Source organism: Streptococcus sp. SV2 (assembly GCF_030440175.1).
In the GTDB taxonomy this organism is placed as follows: Bacteria; Bacillota; Bacilli; order Lactobacillales; family Streptococcaceae; genus Streptococcus; species Streptococcus raffinosi.
Window position 1 is genome coordinate 64,036 of sequence record NZ_JAQFJQ010000007.1, and the last position, 22,175, is coordinate 86,210.

Annotated in this window: 22 protein-coding genes; 1 reads left to right on the plus strand and 21 read right to left on the minus strand. The window is 40.7% G+C overall.

The genetic code is table 11. The features are described from left to right. Position 1: 1 nt before the first annotated feature. From rnr to argF, 21 genes are all read right to left on the minus strand, one after another. Entirely contained in the window at positions 2 to 2,455 is a 2,454-nt protein-coding gene (gene rnr / locus PCY14_RS05665; RefSeq protein WP_021145767.1) for a ribonuclease R, read from the minus strand. Between the two features lie 57 nt (positions 2,456 to 2,512). Further along, positions 2,513 to 2,749, minus strand: coding sequence for a preprotein translocase subunit SecG (gene secG, locus PCY14_RS05670; protein WP_002889016.1), 237 nt, complete (start codon positions 2,747 to 2,749; stop codon positions 2,513 to 2,515). A gap of 45 nt (positions 2,750 to 2,794) precedes the next feature. Further along, positions 2,795 to 2,941, minus strand: a complete 147-nt coding sequence (gene rpmG, locus PCY14_RS05675) for a 50S ribosomal protein L33 (protein ID WP_002890443.1) — start codon at positions 2,939 to 2,941, stop codon at positions 2,795 to 2,797. Further along, entirely contained in the window at positions 2,931 to 4,106 is a 1,176-nt protein-coding gene (locus tag PCY14_RS05680) for a multidrug efflux MFS transporter (RefSeq protein ID WP_298820647.1), read from the minus strand. The genes rpmG and PCY14_RS05680 overlap by 11 nt, the downstream gene beginning before the upstream one ends. Before the next feature lie 98 nt (positions 4,107 to 4,204). Then, positions 4,205 to 4,798 (minus strand): dephospho-CoA kinase, encoded by a 594-nt coding sequence (gene coaE, locus PCY14_RS05685; RefSeq protein ID WP_037613323.1) that lies wholly within the window; start codon positions 4,796 to 4,798, stop codon positions 4,205 to 4,207. Continuing rightward, complete coding sequence (gene mutM / locus PCY14_RS05690; RefSeq protein WP_002889023.1) at positions 4,795 to 5,616, minus strand: DNA-formamidopyrimidine glycosylase; 822 nt, start codon at positions 5,614 to 5,616, stop codon at positions 4,795 to 4,797. The genes coaE and mutM overlap by 4 nt, the downstream gene beginning before the upstream one ends. A 46-nt stretch (positions 5,617 to 5,662) precedes the next feature. Continuing rightward, the gene (gene era, locus PCY14_RS05695; protein ID WP_008534103.1) at positions 5,663 to 6,562 is read right to left on the minus strand and encodes a GTPase Era; all 900 of its coding nucleotides are present in this window, start codon (positions 6,560 to 6,562) and stop codon (positions 5,663 to 5,665) included. Positions 6,563 to 6,583: 21 nt separating this feature from the next. Then, entirely contained in the window at positions 6,584 to 6,988 is a 405-nt protein-coding gene (locus tag PCY14_RS05700; RefSeq protein ID WP_002889028.1) for a diacylglycerol kinase family protein, read from the minus strand. Further along, positions 6,969 to 7,466 carry an rRNA maturation RNase YbeY gene (ybeY, locus tag PCY14_RS05705; protein WP_002889029.1) on the minus strand — a complete coding sequence of 166 codons (498 nt, stop codon included), beginning with the start codon at positions 7,464 to 7,466 and terminating at the stop codon, positions 6,969 to 6,971. The genes PCY14_RS05700 and ybeY overlap by 20 nt, the downstream gene beginning before the upstream one ends. Before the next feature lie 372 nt (positions 7,467 to 7,838). Further along, a complete protein-coding gene (gene recR / locus PCY14_RS05710) occupies positions 7,839 to 8,435 on the minus strand; it encodes a recombination mediator RecR (protein WP_008534102.1) in 597 nt (198 codons plus the stop codon). A gap of 139 nt (positions 8,436 to 8,574) precedes the next feature. Further along, complete coding sequence (pbp2b, locus tag PCY14_RS05715; RefSeq protein WP_021152152.1) at positions 8,575 to 10,689, minus strand: penicillin-binding protein PBP2B; 2,115 nt, start codon at positions 10,687 to 10,689, stop codon at positions 8,575 to 8,577. A gap of 121 nt (positions 10,690 to 10,810) precedes the next feature. Then, positions 10,811 to 11,647, minus strand: a complete 837-nt coding sequence (locus PCY14_RS05720; RefSeq protein WP_293919601.1) for an NAD(P)H-hydrate dehydratase — start codon at positions 11,645 to 11,647, stop codon at positions 10,811 to 10,813. 3 nt (positions 11,648 to 11,650) lie between these two features. Continuing rightward, positions 11,651 to 12,505 carry a bifunctional methylenetetrahydrofolate dehydrogenase/methenyltetrahydrofolate cyclohydrolase gene (locus PCY14_RS05725; RefSeq protein WP_008534097.1) on the minus strand — a complete coding sequence of 285 codons (855 nt, stop codon included), beginning with the start codon at positions 12,503 to 12,505 and terminating at the stop codon, positions 11,651 to 11,653. 147 nt (positions 12,506 to 12,652) lie between these two features. Beyond that, positions 12,653 to 13,429, minus strand: a complete 777-nt coding sequence (locus PCY14_RS05730) for an alpha/beta hydrolase (RefSeq protein WP_021152155.1) — start codon at positions 13,427 to 13,429, stop codon at positions 12,653 to 12,655. Between the two features lie 147 nt (positions 13,430 to 13,576). Next, positions 13,577 to 13,717: a FeoB-associated Cys-rich membrane protein gene (locus PCY14_RS05735; protein WP_021145777.1), complete on the minus strand. Its 141-nt coding sequence runs from the start codon at positions 13,715 to 13,717 to the stop codon at positions 13,577 to 13,579. A gap of 11 nt (positions 13,718 to 13,728) precedes the next feature. Next, a complete protein-coding gene (feoB, locus tag PCY14_RS05740; RefSeq protein WP_021152156.1) occupies positions 13,729 to 15,861 on the minus strand; it encodes a ferrous iron transport protein B in 2,133 nt (710 codons plus the stop codon). Further along, positions 15,858 to 16,334 carry a ferrous iron transport protein A gene (locus PCY14_RS05745; protein WP_021145779.1) on the minus strand — a complete coding sequence of 159 codons (477 nt, stop codon included), beginning with the start codon at positions 16,332 to 16,334 and terminating at the stop codon, positions 15,858 to 15,860. The genes feoB and PCY14_RS05745 overlap by 4 nt, the downstream gene beginning before the upstream one ends. Positions 16,335 to 16,494: 160 nt before the next feature. Further along, positions 16,495 to 17,229, minus strand: a complete 735-nt coding sequence (locus PCY14_RS05750; RefSeq protein ID WP_002889049.1) for an amino acid ABC transporter ATP-binding protein — start codon at positions 17,227 to 17,229, stop codon at positions 16,495 to 16,497. Next, positions 17,229 to 17,909 carry an amino acid ABC transporter permease gene (locus PCY14_RS05755; protein ID WP_021145781.1) on the minus strand — a complete coding sequence of 227 codons (681 nt, stop codon included), beginning with the start codon at positions 17,907 to 17,909 and terminating at the stop codon, positions 17,229 to 17,231. Before PCY14_RS05755 ends, PCY14_RS05750 begins: the two co-directional genes overlap by 1 nt. A 214-nt stretch (positions 17,910 to 18,123) precedes the next feature. After that, positions 18,124 to 18,354: a DUF1797 family protein gene (locus PCY14_RS05760; protein ID WP_002885970.1), complete on the minus strand. Its 231-nt coding sequence runs from the start codon at positions 18,352 to 18,354 to the stop codon at positions 18,124 to 18,126. Between the two features lie 68 nt (positions 18,355 to 18,422). After that, positions 18,423 to 19,403: an ornithine carbamoyltransferase gene (argF, locus tag PCY14_RS05765; RefSeq protein ID WP_021145782.1), complete on the minus strand. Its 981-nt coding sequence runs from the start codon at positions 19,401 to 19,403 to the stop codon at positions 18,423 to 18,425. Between the two features lie 242 nt (positions 19,404 to 19,645). Here argF and PCY14_RS05770 point away from each other — a divergent pair, with 242 nt between their 5' ends. Then, a complete protein-coding gene (locus PCY14_RS05770) occupies positions 19,646 to 21,916 on the plus strand; it encodes an ATP-dependent Clp protease ATP-binding subunit (protein WP_042767220.1) in 2,271 nt (756 codons plus the stop codon). Positions 21,917 to 22,175: the final 259 nt, after the last annotated feature.

Sequence of the window (22,175 nt, forward strand, 5' to 3'; positions counted from 1 at the left end):
CCTATTTTCGTTTTTTAGCTACATCCTTGTAAAAAGGTTTGTTGCCTTTTTTCTTACGACGACCACTCTCACGTCCCTTATTATCATTATGAGGACGGTTTTGATTCTTACGTTTGTCTGGCTTCTTAGATGACTTACGTCTATCGTCATAAGACCCTTTACGGCCATTATTATCTTGACGGTTACGATTATCGCCACCCTTACCACGACGATTGAAATCCCCATTTTGACGGTCACGACGAGGGCCTCTGTGACGGAAGGCTTTAGCCTTTTCTTCACGTTCTTGACGGGCCTTATGATCCACTTTTTCGATGATATCATACTCACTTGGAAGGTATTGAAAATCAATATCTCCAGTTTCCTTGTCCGCACGTGTCAATTTAACACGGATAGGTTGTCCAACACGGAAAGTCTTACCTGTTTTCTCTCCTTGAAGCGTCATGGTACGTTCATTGTAATTGTAAAATTCTGGCAAGGTCGTGATGTGAACCAAACCTTCGATGGTGTTTGGCAATTCCACAAACATACCGAATTTAACCACACTTCCGACAATACCGTCGAATTCTTGTCCAACATACTCTTCCATGTATTCTGCTTTTTTCATAGCTTCAACGACACGTTCAGCATCAATGGCACGACGTTCAAGTGTTGAAGATGATGACGCTAATTCAGGAATTACCTCATCAAAATGTTCACGTGTTTCTTGAGACAAATTGTTGGTGTATTCACGAATCATTCGATGAACCAAGAGGTCCGGGTAACGACGGATTGGACTAGTAAAGTGGGTATAATATTGAGCTGCCAAGCCATAGTGCCCGTGGTTGTGTTCTGAATAACGGGCCTGTTGCATTGAACGAAGCAACATCATGTTCATGACTTCCGCCCCAGGTTTACCCTGCACTCGAGCCATGAACTCTTGCAAGTCTAGCTGATCCATCTTATTAGCAGTTCCCTTGATTTGAACACCAAAGATAGAGGCATAATCCATGAAGCGTTGCAATTTCTCAGCTTTTGGTTCCTCGTGGATACGGTAGATAAATGGCAACTTAGCCTTAGCGAAGTGCTCAGCTACACATTCATTGGCAGCCAACATGAAGGATTCAATCATTCGCTCGGCTGTTCCACGTTCACGCACCACGATATCTACTGGCATTCCCTTTTCATTAACCAAGATACGAGCTTCAGATGTATCAAAGTTAAGGGCACCACGACGCTCACGCATGTCTTCTAAAATCTTATGGAGTTCTGCCATAGCTGATACAGAATCCATGATTGGCTTAAACTGCTCAATTTTTTCTGGATTTCCAGCCAACATGTCATTGACATCGCTATAGGTCATACGGAAGGTTGTGTTAATAACAGATTGACAAATCTTATGATTAACCACCTTACCTTTTGGAGTAATCTCCATAATGGCTGACTGAGTCAAGCGATCAACATTGGGATTTAGTGAACAAATACCATTTGACAGACGCTCCGGCAACATTGGAACCACGCGGTCTGTCACATAAACTGAAGTCCCACGTGCTACGGCCTCACGGTTAAGAGCTGAACCTTCAGTGACATAGTAGGACACATCGGCAATGTGGACACCGAGTTCAAAATTACCATTGGGTAAACGTTTGATATGGACCGCATCGTCCAAGTCCTTGGCATCGGCTCCATCAATAGTGAAAGTCACTTCTTGACGAAGGTCAACACGACCAACTAGGTCTTCCTGACTAGGTGCATCTGGCACAGCTTCTGCTTCAGCCATGACATCCTCTGGAAACTCTGAAACAATATCCATTGATTCCAAGACTTCCAAGACATCAATACCAGTATCTCCCTGGTGACCAATAATATCACGAACACTTCCTACAAAATAATCGTAGTGACGGTTAGGGTATTTTTCAATATCAACCTTAATAATTTCAGTCCCATCAAGGGCAACCGGTTCTTTCTTGATATAGATTGGTTGCTGAATCTTTTGGTTCTTAGACTTAATGTAACCAGCATAAGGTTCTTTCTCGTCGCTAAGGATAAATTTCCCTACAACAGTCTTGAGCGAGCGTTCTACAATTTCAACAACACGTGCTTCGGCTGCTGTCCCACGCAAACGGTCTGCTGGCTTTTTAATGACTACAGCAACAGTGTCACCGTCAATGGCATGGCCAACATCATTACGTCCGATGAACATATCATCTTCATTGTCATCAACATGTAGGAAGCCAAAACCATTTTTATTGGCACGAAAAACACCCTCGACAGTAACTTGATTGGGATGCTCTTTCTTTGGTCGCAAGGACACCGAACCGTCTTTGTTAAAACGCAGCTGGCCCTTACTTTCCATGACTGAAATAGCCTTGATGAGCTGTGGAAACTTTTCTCCCCCAGCCTGATTAAGAGCATGGGCAATGTCATTAACACTGGATTTTCCATGCTCTTTCAAGTAATTTATAATAGTTTCTTTCATGATTTCCTTTTTTCTAGTGACTATAACGCAAAAAATGAGCCAACCTCAGTCAGCTCATTACTTACTTGAGAGAATGGAAAGGACGATTGCATCTACAATCCATAGAAAAACCAAGATTCCTGTAAAGCGTTGCATAAAGGCTTCGAAACCACGTGGTTTACTACGTTCAAATAGTGCTTCTGACCCACCACCATCAAAGACATTGCTACTTGGGTTTTTTTGTGGCTGCATGAAAATTGCAATCACAATAATAGCTGACATCACCAAGAGCAGCGTTAATAATAAGTCGTACATAGTTATTCCTCCGAAAATGTCCTTATTATTCTACCATAGAACCCTTTAAGATTCAACATGTAAGGTTACTTTTCTATCCTTTGGACAGAATTTTGGAACCTGAATTTTTTCAGGATGATTCTGTTTATTTTTACTTGTGAGGTAATTGATACTCCCACACTCACTACACTTTAAATTGATTTTAACTCTCACCTATATTCTTAACTCCTAGCGATTTTCTAAAGATGATTAAGGACCAAACAAAATTTCCAAAGACGATGGCTGCTGTCACAAAGAAAACCCAACGATAGCCCAGTCCTGTAGCAACCGCTGAACCCACAAAAGGACCTAAAACTTGTCCAATGTATGAAAAACTTTGATTAAAGCTAAATATTCTTGAAATTCCTTCTTTGGGGGTCATCTTGGTCAATAAAGAATTGACACTCGGCATCAGGGCACCTACACCAAAACCATAGGCAAAGCGTAAAAGGCCCAGTTGCAAGGCTGAACCTGCAAAACCACAAAGGAAATACAAGAGAAAACTATAGAATAACCCCATCAAGAGCAAACGATGATTCCCAATGCAATCACCCAGTCGGCCTAAATAAGGAGTGCTTAAAAGACTTGAAAAGCCCATAGCGGACACAATTAACCCTGAGTAAAAGAGGATATTATCACTTTGACCCAAATAACGAATGTAAAGCGCCAAGATTGGGGCAATTGATTGGGCAGAAATTTGGATAATCATACTAGTCACAAAGAGCCCAATTAAAAGTGATTTGCTAGGAATTTTAGCAAATACTTGCGAAAGACTCATCATCTCTCCCTTTTCAATCGGTTGGAAGTCCTCGCGCAAACCAAAGATAGTCAAGAGGCAGCAAATAAACAAAATGAGTCCAACCAATAAAAAGGTCCCCCTCATTCCAAAGGCCTCAGATAAGGCACCCCCTAGCAAGGGGCCAATCAAGACACCTGCCGTGAGACCCGTGGACAAGGTCCCCAGGGCATAGCCAGAACGTTGCTGAGGAGCCTGACTAGCAATCAAGGCTGTTGCATTTGGCACATAACCTGCAAACAAGCCATTCAAGATTCTCAAGAAAAGCATCCAGAAGACATTAGGCACAAAGGCTAAGCCTCCCATTGTAAAGGTCATAACCATACTGGCTCTTATCATCATGGGTTTTCGGCCATAACGGTCCGCCAAGCGTCCCCAAACTGGTGAAACCAAGGCTGAAGCTAGGGCAGACAGAGCGACAGATAAACCAGCATACCATTCTACCATAGCGCCTTTAACCCCTAATTCTTCAACATAGAGAGCCATGAAAGGCATGACAATAGAAAAGCTAGCCCCAGTAAAAAAAGTTCCTATCCAAGCAATTTTAAGATTTCGTTGCCAATCAGCGGTTTTAAGCTCTTTTTGGCGCAAATCATCATCTTCTTTCTAAAATTCACTATCCATTATAACACAATGGCTAACTATAGGAGGTTAGCTAAATCTTTGATGGCACTCTTCACCTTTTCCTTCAAATCATCAATGCTCCCGTTGTTATCAATAACTAAACTAGCATACGGCAGTTTTTCGGATAAAGGCATTTGACTAGCAATACGCATGTCTGCTTCCTCAGCACTTAAGTGATTCCTTTTCATCAAGCGTTGGCGCTGGACCTCAGGAGACACCGCCACCAACCAAATCTGGTCAAACCAATCCTGATAATCATTTTCAATCAGTAAGGGAATATCCATAAAAAAGACGTCCTCTTCCTTGGCCAAGCCATCTCTTTGGGCTGCCAACTCTTCTCGGATAATTTTTCCCTGAATTTCATCAGATTGATGCCGCATCTCTTCACTTGAAAAGATTAATTGCCCTAACTTAGGACGATTTAATTCTCCATCAGAAAGAAGGATAGCCTCTCCCAACCAATCAAGCAAGGCTTGATACAACCTGCCCCCTTTGGTCTGCATGTCGTGCACCAGTTGATCGGCATCAATGACCTTGTAACCTGCCTCTTTAATCATTTCAACAACGGTTGATTTTCCTGAAGCAATGCCTCCTGTTAATCCTATAATCATCGTTTTTGACAATGAGGACACAAATGCGTTCCTCTTCCTCCTAACTTGATTTTCTCAATCGTGCTTGCGCAACGTGGACAAGGTTGCCCTGTCTTTCCGTAAACCTGCAAATAATCCTGCATGGTCCCGTCTTCACCGAGGGCATTACGATAGGTCCTTATAGTGGAACCACCTTTTTCAATCCCCAACTGTAATATGGCAATCGTTTGATCGTGAACTCGTTTCATGGCTGCCTTGCTGAGTTCCCTTGCTGGCGTCTCTGGATGAACCTTGGCTGCCCAAAGCACTTCATCAACGTAGATATTTCCTAGTCCAGCCACTAATTTCTGGTCCAAGAGTAAGGGCTTAATAGGCTTGTCGGAACGCATTAAAGCTCTCTCAAACGATGCATATTTAAAGGCCTTCTTAGTAGGTTCAGGACCAAGCTTTTTCTTCATAAAATAAGCTTCCTCTTGATTTTTAGATAGTAAATCAAAAGTTCCAAACTTGCGAACATCCTGATAGACAAGTGTAGAGCTATCATCTAACTTAAAAAATAAGTGAAAGTGTTTGTTGGTAGGAACTTGGTCTGTAAACAGCAGGTATTTCCCCTCCATACGCAAGTGGGAAATCATAATCAACTGACCAAAATCAAAAATGAGATACTTTCCCCTACGTCGCATGGCTTGAATCCTTTGACCAGGTAATTCATTTAGAAAGCTTTGATAGGACGTTTTTACCATCTTTGGGACCTTGACCTCAACCGACAAAATAGTTCGCCCTAGGACCAGTCTTTCTAAACCACGTCTAACCGTTTCTACTTCAGGCAACTCAGGCATCTCTTCCTCCTTCTAGCAAGAAAGCCGAGCAAGTGCCCAGCTTTTCTTAGTATTCTTTTTCGTTATAACCAAAATCGGCCAAATCAAGTTTTTTATCACGCCAATTTTTCTTAACCTTAACCCAAGTTTCGAGAAAGACCTTATCCCCAAGCATGAGTTCAATATCTTTGCGAGCAAGGGTACCAATTTTCTTGAGCATGGCACCTTTTTTACCGATGACAATACCTTTTTGGCTATCACGCTCAACCATGATCGTCGCACGAATATGAACCTTATCCGTCTCTTCATCACGCTTCATAGAATCAATAACAACAGCAACTGAGTGCGGAATTTCTTCACGAGTCAAGAGTAACACTTTTTCACGAATCATTTCAGACACCAAGAAACGTTCTGGGTGATCTGTAATCTGATCTGATGGAAAATATTGGAAACCTTCTTCAAGATTGTCACTCAAAACATCCACAAGGTGAGAGACATTGTTTCCTTGAAGGGCTGAGATTGGAATAATCTCCTTGAAATCCATTTGGGTACGGAAATCGTCAATCTGCTCAAGGAGTTGGTCGGGATGGACCTTGTCAATCTTATTAACCACCAAAATAACGGGTACCTTGGCTTGCTTAAGGCGTTCGATAATCATATCATCACCCTTACCACGAGGTTCATCGGCTGGAACCATAAAAAGGACCGTATCCACTTCACGAAGGGTTGAATAAGCAGATTCTACCATGAAATCCCCTAAAGCCGTCTTAGGCTTGTGGATACCCGGTGTATCTATAAAGACAATCTGTTCCTTGTCTGTTGTGTAAATCCCCATAATTTTATTACGGGTTGTTTGAGCTTTATCGCTCATGATTGCAATTTTTTGCCCCATAACATGGTTCAAAAAGGTAGATTTTCCTACATTAGGACGGCCAAGAATGGCCACAAAACCTGATTTAAATGTCATTTACTTTCTTTCTCTTTAGTTCTAGTTAAAAATTAAGTTCCAAATCTTAGGTATGAAAACAATCATACCAGTGATGAGTGCGTAACAAGATACGACAAGGACAGCTCCCGCTGCCATGTCTTTAGCATTTTTGGCTAACATAGAAAAGTGATAATTACTAGCCAGATCAACCACATTTTCAATGGCAGAATTGACAATTTCAAGAGCAATTACTAGAAAAACCGCCTGCAGGAGAAAAAGCCATTCTATCGCAGATACACGAAAAATCAAGCCAGCTAGTACCACTAAAACAGCAGAAACCAAATGCTTGCGCATGTTACGTTCTTCTTTAATAGCCGTAATTATACCTGTCAGAGCAAACTCAAAACTTGCTGTAAATTCTCTATTTTTCCACTTTTTCTGTGGATTATTGTCGCGTAAGTCCATAAGCAGTTAAAATTTCTTCCTGTAATCCAAACATTTCCGCTTCTTCTTCAGGGGTGTAATGGTCATACCCATTGATGTGAAGAAAGCCATGAACAGCTAAGAAGCCCATCTCACGCTCATAGCTATGTCCATATTCTTCAGCCTGTTCGTGAGCCTTATCAACGGAAATAAAGAGTTCACCGATATAACTATCAAATTCTCCCATCATTTCAGCCAATTCTGGATTTTCCGCTAAATCTTCCTCATCAAAAGTGATATCTACCTCTGGCTTATACTCCAAACTAATCACATCAGTAGGGCGGTCCGTATCACGATACTCTAAATTCAATTCGTGACTACGTTCGTTAGTTACAAAAGTAACTGCCATCTCCTTGTCTTCCTTACCAAGTTTTTGCGCTGCAAAATCAAGCAACTCCAAGGTTTGTTTTTTTATTTCTTCAGAGACCTGTCCAGTCTCGTCAATCATTTCAACGTACATAGCATATCTTTCCGAACGATTGATTCCAGTTTTAGGACAGAACCGTTCGTTTCCTTTCACTAACAAATTAGCTTTTTATTACAAATACTTAATCACAGTTAATATCGCCCCAGATTAACTCCGGTCCAATATCAATCACTTCATTATATCACAAGGATACAGAAAAAGCAGACTTAAGCCTAATAGTCTGCTTCTTTTATTAAGAATATGATATAGCAAGCCTTTATCGATTTAAACCATGAGAAAAACCGTTTTTCCAAAGAATCCTTTAACTTCTCTGTCCCTACATTTCTTCATCAGCACCTTACTATTAAAAACTTTCAGTATCAAAATCCGACAAATAGCGAAAAAAAGCCATCGTTAAATGACTTTTTAAAGTTCTGTACGATTCTCAATTGCTCGCAACAAGGTCACCTCATCAGCATATTCAATGTCAGAACCAACAGCCAAACCACGTGCTAAACGGGTTACCTTAATGCCGGCTGGTTTGAGGACACGGGAAATATACATGGCTGTTGCTTCACCATCGGCTGTAGCATTGGTTGCAATAATGACTTCTTCAACCTCACTATCCATCAAACGAGTAATCAAACTCTTCAAATTAATATCATCAGGCCCTATACCGTTCATAGGTGAAATAAGACCTTGAAGCACATGGTAAAGGCCATGATATTCCTGAATCTTTTCCATAGCTGAAACATCTTTTGAGTCCTCGACAACCAAAATCTTAGTACGGTCTCTAGTCTCATCGGTACAGATATTACAGGGATCGTCATCCGTTAAACGCCCACAAACTGAGCAATAAGTCAATTCACGCTTAGCAGCCAAAAGGTTTTTAGCAAAATCATTGACATCCTCATCAGACATGCTAATGGTATAAAAAGCCAATCGTGTCGCCGTTTTAGCCCCAATTCCAGGGAGTTTTGAAAAACTATCAATCAGTTTAGCAATCGGAGTAGGATAAAGCATGAAGGCCTCCATTTCTTTTTATTCTTAATCTATTTCTAACTTTTTATCTTATGACATGATAACCGCTGCCCCAAGGACAAACACCCAAACACTATATCATAGAAAAATCTCTCATGCAAGGCACAAGAGATTTTAGACTTTAGTGAGTGTTTTGGTAAAGTTCCATAATGGCCTTGACTGCACCTTGATGGGCCTTACTCTTCCAGTCAAGCGCATGTGGGTACATAATTCCAACAGCTAATTTGGTTCCATCTTTGGCTGTTGCATAAGCTACAGCATTAAGATTAACTGTGGTTACAGAATTACCAGAACTATCTGTCGCATAGGTTTCGGCTGTTCCTGTTTTCCCACTAATTGGAATGATAGAACTTGCCATTCCTTTACCTGTTGCAAGGCTAGAACCTGAATTGACAACGTCATTGAACCCTTGTTGGACAAGACCAAGTTGCTCAGAATCTAAAGAAAGGGTATTGAGCACACGGGTATCAACCGTTGAAGAGAGGGTACCTAGACTACCATTTGCACCAGCATCGTAAATGCCTCCAACAATATGGGGAGCCACACGTTTACCACCATTAGCAATTGAAGCAACATATTGAGCTAGTTGAATGGTTGTATAGGAGTCATACTGACCAAAGGCTTCTGTCAGCACATTGGCAACATTGTATTTCTTGGAAATATAGCCTTCAGATTCTCCAGGTAAATCAAGACCAGTCGAAACTCCCATACCAAACTCGCCATAAGTATCACGGAGAGTTTTCATAGCCTTATCCATATTATCCGTTGACAAAGCCATACCTGGATAATATTGTTGGCCGAGGAGTTTGATTGCAATCTGAACCATATAAGTATTTGATGAATACTCTAAGGCCTGAGTAGCCGTAATGGCACGACTACCTTGATCCGTAAACCAAGATGTAATAGGAGCTGAACCAGCAATATTAATAGGCTGGTCAGTCAAAACTTGGTTACCGTAGATGACACCCGAACGCCAACCTGCCGTCAAGGTAGCCCCCTTAACAACAGATCCTGGAATGAAGACATCCGTAATCGTTCCTAGGGCATCCGCCTTAAAATCTTGTGCCCCTTTCTCATGCTTTTGTCCTGCCATTGCAAGTACAGCACCGGTGTCTGCATTTAGTACCACCGCATACATTCCCTCAGAATAAGTCGCCTTATTCTCAGCAATTTCTGAAGAAAGTTGTTGACTTAGGATGTCTTCAACACCCTTTTGAAAATTAAGGTCAATAGTTAACTGCAGGTTGTTACCCTTGCTACCTTTTTGCGTGATTTTATCACTGTCGACCTTTCCTTCTTTATCTACAGTAATTTCACGAACCGTATGTTTTCCTTGCAGTTTTTCCTCATATTCTTTTTCTAGATAAGAGGTTCCTACACGGTCATTGAGGGCATAGCCTTTTTTAAGGTATTCTTTGGCATCTTCCTGAGGTAAGCCTGCTTCTGAGCTTGAAACCTTACCAATCAGAGGAGATAAGGCCGAATCAGCTGTATGACGTTCCCAATCCTTAGCAACCGTGATACCATTAAGTTCCTTTTGTTTAGCCGCTACAATCGCAATCTGATCAGGTCTTAATTCTCCTGTCTTTAATGTGACTGTTGAGAAATTAGACACAGCATTCATCTGAGAATAAATGTAGACAATCTTAAGTTCATTCTCAGAATAATCAACGGCTTCATCAGGCACTGCATCAACAGCATTATTGTAAATAGTGGCTTCGGCAAGTTTGTTACCAAATTTGTCTGTTTTCTTGTCATTTGGAAGATTATTGACCACACGCTTATAGGTTGCAGAATCCGCAAGGTAAAAATCACGTTTTTGACGGGCAGTTACCTTAGTCTCAGTAAGAGTTACCATGGTTGCCAACTTCTCTGCAACCTTTTTCATGGTATCAGATGAAACCAGATTACTACGTGTAAAGGTAATGACGTCCTTACTTTGGTTGGTCGTCAGAGCAACCCCCTTGGCATCAAAAATTTGACCTCGCTCGCTAGCAATTCTAACAGTATACTTGGAATTATCCTCTAATTTCTTTGCATAAAAGGATTTGTTAGAAATTTGCATATAAGCAAGGCGTGCAAAAAGTAATAAAAAAAGAACAAGAACGACACCAAAAAGCAAGTAAACACGACGTGAGATATTAACTGGCTTCTTAGGTTTATTGGCTCGTTTGTCTTTTTGTTTTTGGCGCCATTTTTTCCAATTTTGATTGAGTTTTTTTGAAAATGATGTCACTTTTTTTCCTCTATGTTCTCATAAAAATTCTCTTTTATTTTATCATAAATCAGCCTAGGCAAACTTAAAAAAATGTCGAAATCTAAAAAAACTTGCCTCAATCTGAGACATGTTTTTTAGATTATAATGACAATTTTCTCATCCAGTTTGGAATGGCTTTACTGATGCGTGTCGGCAAAACCACATAGGCATTTTTAGCGAGGTCATCAGCAATGACTGAGTGAAGCCAGCTGGCAACCGTAACAGCTTTATAGCGGTCATTTGAAGCAAATTGAGCAAGAAAACCCGTTACCATACCGGCCAAGGTATCTCCCATGCCCCCAGTTGCCTGATAGGGACCACCAACCTCTAAATGAGCTACTTCTTTACTCTGGTAGACAGACGTTCGGTGGCTCTTAGCTACTAGTATGGTTTCAGCTGGAAAGTCCGCCAGAGCTTTCTGTGTATTAGAAACAGTCTGCTCCAAAATAGCTAAGCCAGAAAGACGTTCCCATTCTTTCTGATGAGGGGTAAGAATGAGGTGACACTCTGGCAAATCCGCCTTATTTTTCTTAGCAAGAAGGTTAAGGGCTGAACCATCAACAACCACGTTCTGATCTGGCCTGATATTTGCCAGGACCAAATTCAAGACTTGATTCGCTGCATCACTCTCACCTAAACCTGAACCGATTAAAACCACATTTGCAACCCTAAGATTATCAAGAAGCCTGTCCCTTTCTCCAAAATCAAAAGCCATAGCCTCAGGAAGATGGGCATGAAGTGCTGGAATATTGTCACGATCAGTCGCTACCGTAACCAAGCCAGCCCCACTATTGACACAGGCAATAGCAGCCATAATGATGGCACCACCATATGGATAGAGGCCACCAATTAAAAGCACACGACCGTAAGATCCCTTATGAGACTCTCTCAAACGAGGTCTAATCACCTGCCTAGCTAAATCGCCATCTACTTTCATAAGCTATCCTTTCGCACTACGAAGAGCAGCTTGATAGGTCTGTTCCATAAGCATGGTAATAGTCATAGGGCCTACACCACCTGGAACAGGCGTAATCATGCCAACTTTATCTTTCACACCTTCAAAATCAACATCGCCACAAAGTTTGCCTTCTTCATCACGGTTAATTCCCACATCAATGACAACGGCACCTTCTTTGACAAAGTCTTCTGTGACAAATTTTGCACGTCCAATAGCCACAATCAAAACGTCTGCCTTGTTACAAACATTCGCCAAATGTGGTGTTCTTGAGTGGGTCAAAGTAACTGTGGCATTTTTTTCCAAAAGAAGCTGAGCCATGGGCTTGCCGACGATATTACTACGTCCAATAATAACTGCTGTCTTACCTTCCAATTCAACATTGTACTCACGAAGAATTTCCATAATACCTGCAGGAGTACACGGCACCATTTGAGGACGTCCATTCCAAAGATTCCCCGTATTCATAGGGTGGAATCCATCAACATCCTTTTTAGGATCAATTGCCAAGAGAATACGCATTTCATTGATATGGTTAGGTAGTGGTAATTGTACCAAGATACCATGGAATAGCGGATCTTGATTGTACTTTTCAATGACCTCAATCAATTCTTCTTCACTTATTCTCTCTGAAAGATTGACCGTCTTGCTATGGAAACCTGCCTTAATAGCCGCACGTTCCTTATTACGGACATAAACCTGACTAGCAGGGTTGTCGCCAACCATAATAACGACCAATCCTGGTACAATCCATTCACTTTCTTTAAGACGAGCCACCTTTTCTTGCAATTGATTTTGCATTTTAAGAGCTAGGGCTTTACCGTCCATCATTATCACCATGTGTGTTCTCCAATACATACTTTTTTTCAATTATACCATAGGGAAGACTCTTTGTGAATTAATTTTCAAAATTTTCAAAAAAACAGTTCACATTTGAGTACTAAAAAAGCCGAAACACTGTTTCAACTTTTTGATTCGTTTTCGCTATTAATTGACAAAACTATTTTGCTGGCTCCATCCTTTAATGGCACATAAGGTCTTTTGTTGGAATTTGCCACTCTCATACATATGATCAGCACCAGTTAGTGAAATGAGCACCGAATCATGGTAGTTCTTTGCCGTTCTTCTTGCAATATTAGGGTGAGTCATCTTGTCCCTGGTTCCAGAAATCACGAGAACAGGACAAGATATTTGGCTAAAGTCCACGTAAGCTGCCTTCGTTTTATCAAACCAAGGAAGAGCCATCTGGGTGTAAACCTTGCCTGATTCTGGAACTAATGTCGCAAAAACTTCTTCTTTCAAGGACTCTTCTTGTTCATTCATACAATACTTGAAAAACTCCTTTTTATAAGGAGGCATAGCCTTTTTCCAAAATCCCCAGCGTAGAAAATGCTTACCAAAACAAGCCAGCATGGTTGGGTAAAAGGCAAAAATATCTGCCGTAGGTGCTGGTCCCATAAGAATCATACCAGCTACTTCCGTCTTTTCGGCAACCATCTGTGCCACCAAACATCCTAAAGAGTGTCCCAAAATAAGTGGCGGTTGATCTAGACTTTCAATCAAGTCCACCAAATCATCTCGGTAATTCTGCAAGGTCACTGTCCCAACCTTTGCTAGACAATCTTGGTAGGGTAAATCATGATAACGAAAGCTAGGAGTATGCACCTTATATCCCATTTGACGCAAACCTGAAGCGAATTCTCCCCAAACATTACCGTCACACCAGGTACCGTGAATTAGGACAATCTCTCTGTTCAATGCCATTCCTTTCATTTCTCCTTTGTTAAATCAAGCTAGATTTTTTCAATGTCATCATATCACACTTTCTCTTAGGCAATCTTTATACATTCCTTACAATTGTAAGTAAAAATGACCTCTTATCCAAATAAGAGATCATTTTCTTATATTCTATTAATGATTAGCTTTATGCATTTCTTCTTTGACCGCGCAAGAGCACTCACAATCACCACAAGATCCTTTTCCTTTGATATAGTGACGGATGCCTAAACCAGCCAAAGCGAAAATAATAAAGGCAATAATAAATGTAGACATAACAACTTCTCCTAACTATTAGCTTCTTGAAGATTTTCCAAGGTAATAATCTTATCCTTAATTTGACGCGGTTTACGAACAACGAAGTAAATCATAGTCACTAAAAGCAAGACTGCTACAAGTGTCCAAGGAGTTATCGGCTTACCATAAAGGAGAACTTGACCAAATTGATATAGAATCAAGCTGACACAATAGGCCAAACCTGTTTGAAAACCAATCGCTCCAACCGTCCATCTCAGATTAGCCATTTCACGTTTGATAGCCCCAATAGCTGCAAAACATGGTGCACAAAGCAGGTTAAAAATCAAGAAAGAATAAGCAGCTAGAGCTGAATAATCTGCTTGCAGGGCCGTAGCCAAACCAGCTTCACTACTGTTATGATAGAGAATTCCGAAGGTAGCCACCACGGTCTCCTTGGCTGCTAAACCTGTGAGAGCAGCAACCGTTGCCTTCCAATTTCCAAAGCCCAGAGGTGTAAAAATCCAAGACAAGCCTTTACCTAAAGTAGCTAAGATACTCACTTCTGTATCAACGGTCTGTAACATAAAGTTATAGTTGGACATGAACCAAATCAGGACAGTCAAACTGAAAATAATGGTTCCTGCACGTTTCACAAAACTCATAGCCTTACCAAAAGCATAACGCAAGACCGACATAGCCTTAGGCCAATGATAAGAAGGTAACTCCATAATGAAAGGACTGGTCAAGCCACCCAAAAAGCTCGTCTTTTTAAGGGCAATACCTGATAAAATGATGGCAGCCATCCCAATAAAATAAGTACTTGGAGCCACCAGAGGATTGTGAGGAAAGAAGGCCCCAGCAATCAAAGCGATAATTTCCAATTTAGCCGAGCAAGGCATAAAGGTTGCCGTCATAATAGTAATCCGACGATCTCTTTCATTTTCAATAGTCCGGCTAGACATAACTGCTGGGACACCACATCCTGTTGAAATCAACATCGGAATAAAAGATTTCCCTGAGAGTCCGAAACGACGGAAAATACGGTCCATAACAAAGGCGATACGACTCATATAACCAATATCTTCAAGCACACCTAAGCAGATAAATAGCACGAAGATTTGGGGAAGGAAGCCAAGTACCGTCCCGATCCCAGCCACAACGCCATCAACAATCAAAGACTTAAGCCAATCTTGGACATGAAGATAGGTGAGCCCAGAGGTAATCAAATCAGGAACATACTTGCCAAAGAGAACATCACTGGCCCAGTCAGTCCACATCTTTCCCTGAAGAGAAAGATAATAGACCGAATACATAACTACCGCAAAAATTGGGAGAGCCAAAATACGGTTGGTTACTAATTTATCAATCTTGTCTGACAAGGTTAAGGCAAAATCTTTTGTCTGACTCTGAGCCATCTTACAAACACGTTCAATAAAGGCGTAACGCTCATTAATGACAATAGATTCGGCATCCTCTGTGAAAACTTCCTCAGTGATACGTATGATGTCTTTGATTTCTTTACGTTGGAAAGCTGACAAATCTAGTTCATCCTCAACCAAAGCATCGTGTTCAAAGAGCTTAATGGCATAAAAACGTGCGGACCTTTGTGGCACAGAATTTCCCAAAACATCCAAAATTTGTGAGATGGCAGCTTCTAATTTATCATCATAAATTGGAAAAGCGATGTCTCCTACACTAGCGATCGTCGTATGAGCTGCCTTTTTCACAACCTTATCCACACCAGTCTGTTTGAGAGCGCTAGTCGCAACCACCGGGACACCCAGATGATAAGACAATTTATCGATATTAATTGTTTTTCCCTGAGCTTCTAAAACATCACTCATGTTAAGAGCCAAGGTCACAGGAATACCTGTTTCAATCAACTGTGTTGTCAGATAAAGGTTACGTTCCAAGTTTGTCGCATCAACCACATTTAAGATGCTATCAGCCTTTTTGCTGAGTAAATAGTCACGCGCCACCTTTTCCTCAGGACTATAGGGTGACATAGAGTAAATCCCAGGTAAATCCTGAATTTCGATATCTTTATGCTTTTTAACCAGCCCACTTTTTCGTTCAACTGTAACACCTGGCCAGTTACCAACACGCTGATTATGCCCTGTCATCAAGTTGAATAAGCTAGTCTTACCACTATTAGGATTACCAATTAAAGCAACTTCTATCATTTTTCCTCTCCCTCATCCAGCATGACTACACTAATCATTTGCGCTTCCGACTTGCGTAGCGTTAATTCATAGCCTCTCAAACTAATTTCTAAAGGGTCTCCTAAGGGAGCTACTTTACGTAATAAAAGCCGTGTGCGCTTTGTAATTCCCATATCCATGAGACGACGCTTGGTTTCATTAGCTGCGAAAATATCAGTGACGATGGCAGAACGCCCAACTGGTAGTTCAGAAAGAGGTATTTTCTCCTCATTTTCCTCAGCAGGTGTCAAATCAATCTTATCTAGAATCGATGCATCAAAGGCTAAGCGACTCCCTTTCACTATAATAATAGCACTGTTTTTGGTCTTAGTTACCACCTCAATGGTTTCACCAGGAGCTAACCCTAAGTTAGATAGGTGCAAAAGACTATCTTTAGGAAGGTTAATTCCAAGAATCCTATAAGGGGTTTTTAAGGCCGTGTCATATATAAGCATATTTCTTGACCTTCTATATTATTTTTGGTATGGCATCATTATAGCATAATTATCCATTGTTTCCGTAAAATCGCCCTAAACAAGAATGATTCTAGAAAAGTAAAACAGCAAAAAAGACTGGAATAATTCCAGCCTTCACAAACAAGATTTAATCTCAGTCTTACAATACCTTACTCAAGAAATCCTTTGTACGTTCTTCTTTCGTATGGTCAAAAATCTCTTGTGGTGTTCCTTCTTCTACGATAACACCGCCATCCATGAAGATAACACGGTCGGCCACCTCATAGGCAAAGCCCATTTCATGCGTAACGATAGCCATAGTCATCCCAGACTTGGCAAGGTCCTGCATAACCGCAAGTACTTCACCAACCATCTCAGGGTCAAGGGCAGAAGTTGGTTCGTCAAACAAGAGAACATCTGGATCCATAGCCAAACCACGCGCAATCGCAATACGTTGCTGCTGACCACCTGATAGGCTACTTGGATAAGCATCCGCCTTTTCTCTCAAGCCAACCTTATCTAAAAGTTCCAAGGCTTTAGCTTCAGCATCAGCTTTAGAAATTCCCTTAGTTTTAATCGGAGAGAGGGTAATATTTTCTTTAACCGTCATATTTGGGAAGAGGTTAAACTGTTGGAAAACCATTCCCATTTTTTCACGCATTTTGAAAATATCGTTATTCTTGTCTGTAATATCCACACCTTCAAAGGAAATTACACCTTTTGTAGGCGTTTCAAGCAAGTTCATTGAGCGTAGGAAGGTTGATTTACCAGATCCTGAAGGACCAATGATAACCACTACCTCACCTTTTTTAATATCTAGATCAATCCCCTTGAGAACTTCGTTTTTACCAAAATACTTGTGAAGATTTTTAATCTCAATAATTGTTTTTGCCATTATTTACTTCCCTCCCCAAGTCGTTTTTCCATTTGTTTCAAAAGCGCTGTCATAGCCGTTGTCACAATCAAATAGTAGAAGGCTGCGAACAGAAGCGGTGTCAAGGTCAAGTAAGTTGTTGTCGCAACAGTCTGTGCACCATTCCACAATTCCATAACGCCGATGGTTTGCAAGAGCGAGCTATCTTTGATAATCGTTACGAACTCGTTACCCAAGGCCGGCAAAATATTTTTAATAGCCTGAGGCAAGACCACATAACGCATGGTATTCCATGGACGAATACCAAGTGAATAGGCTGCTTCGACCTGTCCTTTCGGAATAGACTCAATCCCTGCACGCACACTTTCAGAGATATAGGCACCACTATTTAAAGAAAGGACGATAATACCAGGAACGATACGTGACAAATCAAGGTTCAAAATTCCGAACTGAACCGTTGGAAGGTTCATATGAATGAGGTTGAAAGCAATCATGATTTGCACAACCATAGGCGTTCCACGGAAAACCCAAACATAAAGGCTTACGAGCCACTCTAATGGCTTGATTCCAGAACGCTTAATCAGGGATACCAAAACCCCAAGAATGGTCCCAAAGAAGACCACGCAGACTGAAATCATAATTGTTACTAAGACACCATAGTTAAAGTAAGACCAGAACTGTGGCAAAAATGAAAAGTTCATCAAGATACTCCTTATTAATATTCCTCATTATTATATCAGAAGGATGCATAATAATAAAGTATTTTCTTATAAATGCGATATTTCAGTATAAAAAGTAGCTTAAAGACATAAAAATCAAAAAAGAGTGAGTAAGAACAATTTTACATGCTCTTTCCCACTCCCATTAACGATTTTGAAACCCCTAGTCTAAAAAGAGTCGGTTTCAAGTTATTGATTAGTAAAGCAAGTCGTAGATTTCCATTGCAATCAAGTCAATGCTATCAAATGAATAAGATTCACGAGCTTCAACGTCACGCAATGTGAAAACTGGACCATTTTCTGGATCATTGCTGAAAGATACTTCGGCAACAACCACTCCTTCACGTTCAAAATTACGTTTTAAATTACCACCATCAGCCGCCATCATTTCAAGACGGTTAATGATTCTCACCAAATGTGATTCCATGTTATTTCTCCTATTAATTGTGTATTTCTTACTTATTTTATCACACTTACGGAAAAAATGGGGGAATTTTAAATATTTTTCAAGGAATTGTACATGATAGCCTTGATAGAATGCATACGGTTCTCAGCTTCTTGGAAGATGATGTCACTGTATTTTTGGAAGACCTCATCTGTAATTTCTAACTCTGCCAAACCATATTTGTCATACATTTCCTGTCCAATTTGAGTATTAAGGTCATGGAAGGCTGGAAGGCAATGCATAACGATGACATCTGGATTTTCCGTTTTGGCAAGTAAGTCTGCATTTATCTGATAAGGTAGAAGCAAATCAATACGAGATTTAAAGTCCACTTCTTCTCCCATAGAAACCCAGACATCAGTGTAGAGCATATCCACTCCCTTAACTTCTGAAATATCATCTGTAATGGTTAAATCAGCACCATTATTATGTTTATGAGCTAGGGCAACAATATCATCCTCAGGCTGCAAACCCTCTGGAGCGATAATCTTAACATTAACGCCCAAGATAGCCGATGTCACCAAAAGTGAATTTGCCATATTATTACGACCATCTCCAATATAAGCAATGGTCAAGCCCTCTAGACTACCAAAGTGCTCCTTCAAGGTCATGAAATCCGCAATCATCTGAGTCGGATGCCAAGTATCTGTCAAACCATTCCAGACCGGAACACCAGAGTATTTAGCCAAGTCTTCAACATCCTCTTGTTTAAAACCACGGTACTCAATCCCGTCAAACATTGATCCAAGCACCTTAGCTGTATCAATTACAGATTCCTTCTTACCAAGCTGAATATCACCTGCACCAAGGTAGGTCACATTCATCCCTAGATCCTGACCAGCTACAGTAAAGGCTGAACGTGTTCTTGTTGATGTCTTTTCGAAAAGTAGGGCAATATTTAACCCTTCTAGATACTTATGAGGAATTCTATTTTTCTTCAACTCTTTAAATTTAAGAGATAGCGCAATTAATTCTTCCAGTTCCTGTTTAGTGAAGTCAATTTCTTTCAAAAAGGATGTTGCTAATGTCATAGGGCTCTCACTTTCATTCTGAATAATATAAAAGGTATTATAGTCTATTTTTGTATAATATGCAAGTATTTTTGTATTTTAATTCAAAATTAGCACTTGATTATACAGAGTGCCAAACCCTAATGCTTTTTGCTTGCAATATTACTACTGCATGCTATAATGGAGACATAGATTTGACCTTTTTTGACCAAGCTATCTTCAAAAAAGAGTCCTTTCAAATCCAGATAGAAAGAGGTACTGATATGCTCTGCCAAAACTGTAACCTAAATGAAGCTAGTATCCATTTGTATACCAACGTAAATGGTAATCAGCAACAAGTTGACCTCTGTCAAAATTGTTATAAAATCATGAAATCTGACCCAGAGAACCCCCTCAATCAATTCAATCAAACAGGGGGTTCCAGCTTCTTTGATGATTTCTTCAGCGACCTAAACAACTTCCGTTCTTCAAACGGAGACCTTCCAAATACACCACCAACACAGGAAGGTGGAAACCGAGGAAACGGTGGCAATACACAGGGGCCAGGACGTCCAGGAGGACCTCGCCAACAGGCGCCTCAACAACCACAAGGTTTACTTGAGGAATTTGGAATTAATATCACAGACATTGCCCGTCGTGGAGATATTGACCCTGTCATTGGTCGTGATGAAGAAATCATTCGTGTTATAGAAATTCTTAACCGACGTACCAAGAACAACCCTGTTCTTATTGGTGAACCTGGTGTTGGTAAAACAGCCGTTGTTGAAGGTCTTGCTCAAAAAATCGTTGATGGTAGTGTACCTCAAAAACTCCAAGGCAAACAAGTTATCCGTCTTGATGTCGTCAGCCTAGTCCAAGGTACTGGTATCCGTGGTCAATTCGAAGAACGCATGCAAAAACTTATGGAAGAAATTCGTCAACGTCAGGATGTTATCCTCTTTATCGATGAAATCCATGAAATTGTAGGAGCTGGTAATGCTGGTGATGGCAATATGGACGCTGGAAATATCCTAAAACCTGCTCTTGCTCGTGGCGAGCTTCAACTTGTCGGAGCAACAACCCTTAACGAATATCGCATTATCGAAAAGGATGCTGCCCTCGAACGCCGTATGCAACCGGTTAAGGTTGATGAACCAACCGTTGAAGAAACCATTACAATTTTGCATGGTATTCAACCTAAATACCAAGACTACCACCATGTCAAATATACGGACGAAGCTATCAGGGCAGCTGCAGAATTGTCCAATCGATACATTCAAGACCGCTTCTTGCCAGACAAGGCCATTGACCTTCTTGATGAAGCTGGTTCTAAGATGAACTTGACACTTAACTTTGTTGATCCTAAAGATATTGATAAACGTTTGATTGAAGCGGAAAATCTCAAAGCTCAAGCCACTCGTGACGAAGACTTTGAAAAGGCTGCTTATTTCCGTGATCAAATTGCCAAATACAAGGAAATGCAAAAACAAACCATCAGTGACCAAGATATGCCTGTCATCACTGAAAAACATATCGAAGCCATTGTAGAACAAAAAACAAACATTCCTGTCGGTGACCTTAAAGAAAAAGAACAATCACAACTTCTTAGCCTTGCTGATGACCTTAAGTCACATGTTATTGGACAAGATGCCGCAGTTGATAAGATTGCCAAAGCTATCCGTCGTAATCGTGTTGGTCTTGGCGCACCAAATCGCCCAATTGGTAGTTTCCTCTTCGTAGGTCCTACTGGGGTAGGTAAAACTGAGCTCTCTAAACAATTGGCCATTGAACTCTTTGGATCAGCAGATAGTATGATTCGATTCGACATGTCCGAATACATGGAGAAACACGCTGTTGCTAAGTTGGTCGGTGCCCCTCCAGGATATGTAGGTTATGACGAAGCTGGTCAGTTAACTGAAAAAGTCCGCCGTAATCCTTATTCACTGATTCTTCTTGATGAGGTTGAAAAAGCTCACCCAGACGTGCTTCACATGTTCCTTCAAGTTCTTGATGATGGTCGTTTGACTGATGGACAAGGTCGCACTGTAAGCTTCAAAGATACCATTATTATCATGACATCAAATGCCGGTACTGGTAAAGTTGAAGCTAGTGTTGGTTTTGGAGCTGCTCGTGAGAATCGCACTAACTCTGTGTTGAACCAACTCGGAGACTTCTTTAGTCCTGAATTTATGAACCGTTTTGACGGTATTGTTGAATTTTCTGCCCTCAGTAAGGAAAACCTCCTAACTATTGTGGACCTCATGCTTGATAGCGTCAACCAGCGCTTGGCCAATAACGGTATCCACTTTAGTGTGACTGAAAAAGTCAAAGAAAAATTGGTTGACCTTGGTTACGACCCTAAGATGGGTGCTCGACCACTTCGCCGTACCATCCAAGATTATATTGAGGATGCCATTACCGACTTCTACCTTGAAAATCCAAATGAAAAAGATCTCAAGGCAGTCATGACATCCAAGGGTCATATCACTATTAAATCTGCTAAAAAAGTTGAAAAAACTGCACAAGAAACTGAAACGACCAAAGAATCTGACTAAATCGTCTAGAAGTAGGACAAGGTGCTATAATTTTCAAATCAGAAAAACTCAAGGTATGGGGTAACATTTTCCATATCTACTATCTCAAACAGGCTTCTAGGCTTGTTTGACCCTAAGGGGAGTAAGACAGAAGAAACGTCATTTAAAATTTCTTCTATCTTACTCCTTTTTTCACACTTTTCAATTTTCCATTTTCAAAATTCTCTGTAATTCTGCCTAAATCAATAGGAAAATGAGGATTTTTTTAGTATAATATAGG

Bases quoted from the DNA above. Each gene is read 5' to 3' on its own strand.
- rnr (WP_021145767.1), bottom strand. From the start codon at position 2,455: ATGAAAGAAACTATTATAAATTACTTGAAAGAGCATGGAAAATCCAGT.
- secG (WP_002889016.1), bottom strand. From the start codon at position 2,749: ATGTACGACTTATTATTAACGCTGCTCTTGGTGATGTCAGCTATTATT.
- coaE (WP_037613323.1), bottom strand. From the start codon at position 4,798: ATGATTATAGGATTAACAGGAGGCATTGCTTCAGGAAAATCAACCGTT.
- mutM (WP_002889023.1), bottom strand. From the start codon at position 5,616: ATGCCTGAGTTGCCTGAAGTAGAAACGGTTAGACGTGGTTTAGAAAGA.
- era (WP_008534103.1), bottom strand. From the start codon at position 6,562: ATGACATTTAAATCAGGTTTTGTGGCCATTCTTGGCCGTCCTAATGTA.
- PCY14_RS05700 (WP_002889028.1), bottom strand. From the start codon at position 6,988: ATGGACTTACGCGACAATAATCCACAGAAAAAGTGGAAAAATAGAGAA.
- ybeY (WP_002889029.1), bottom strand. From the start codon at position 7,466: ATGTACGTTGAAATGATTGACGAGACTGGACAGGTCTCTGAAGAAATA.
- recR (WP_008534102.1), bottom strand. From the start codon at position 8,435: ATGCTTTATCCTACTCCGATTGCTAAACTGATTGATAGTTTTTCAAAA.
- PCY14_RS05720 (WP_293919601.1), bottom strand. From the start codon at position 11,647: ATGAAAGTAGATGGCGATTTAGCTAGGCAGGTGATTAGACCTCGTTTG.
- PCY14_RS05725 (WP_008534097.1), bottom strand. From the start codon at position 12,505: ATGGTGATAATGATGGACGGTAAAGCCCTAGCTCTTAAAATGCAAAAT.
- PCY14_RS05730 (WP_021152155.1), bottom strand. From the start codon at position 13,429: ATGGCATTGAACAGAGAGATTGTCCTAATTCACGGTACCTGGTGTGAC.
- PCY14_RS05735 (WP_021145777.1), bottom strand. From the start codon at position 13,717: ATGTCTACATTTATTATTGCCTTTATTATTTTCGCTTTGGCTGGTTTA.
- feoB (WP_021152156.1), bottom strand. From the start codon at position 15,861: ATGATAGAAGTTGCTTTAATTGGTAATCCTAATAGTGGTAAGACTAGC.
- PCY14_RS05745 (WP_021145779.1), bottom strand. From the start codon at position 16,334: ATGCTTATATATGACACGGCCTTAAAAACCCCTTATAGGATTCTTGGA.
- PCY14_RS05750 (WP_002889049.1), bottom strand. From the start codon at position 17,229: ATGGCAAAAACAATTATTGAGATTAAAAATCTTCACAAGTATTTTGGT.
- PCY14_RS05755 (WP_021145781.1), bottom strand. From the start codon at position 17,909: ATGAACTTTTCATTTTTGCCACAGTTCTGGTCTTACTTTAACTATGGT.
- PCY14_RS05760 (WP_002885970.1), bottom strand. From the start codon at position 18,354: ATGGAATCACATTTGGTGAGAATCATTAACCGTCTTGAAATGATGGCG.
- argF (WP_021145782.1), bottom strand. From the start codon at position 19,403: ATGACATTAGCAACATCCTTTTTGAAAGAAATTGACTTCACTAAACAG.
- PCY14_RS05770 (WP_042767220.1), top strand. From the start codon at position 19,646: ATGCTCTGCCAAAACTGTAACCTAAATGAAGCTAGTATCCATTTGTAT.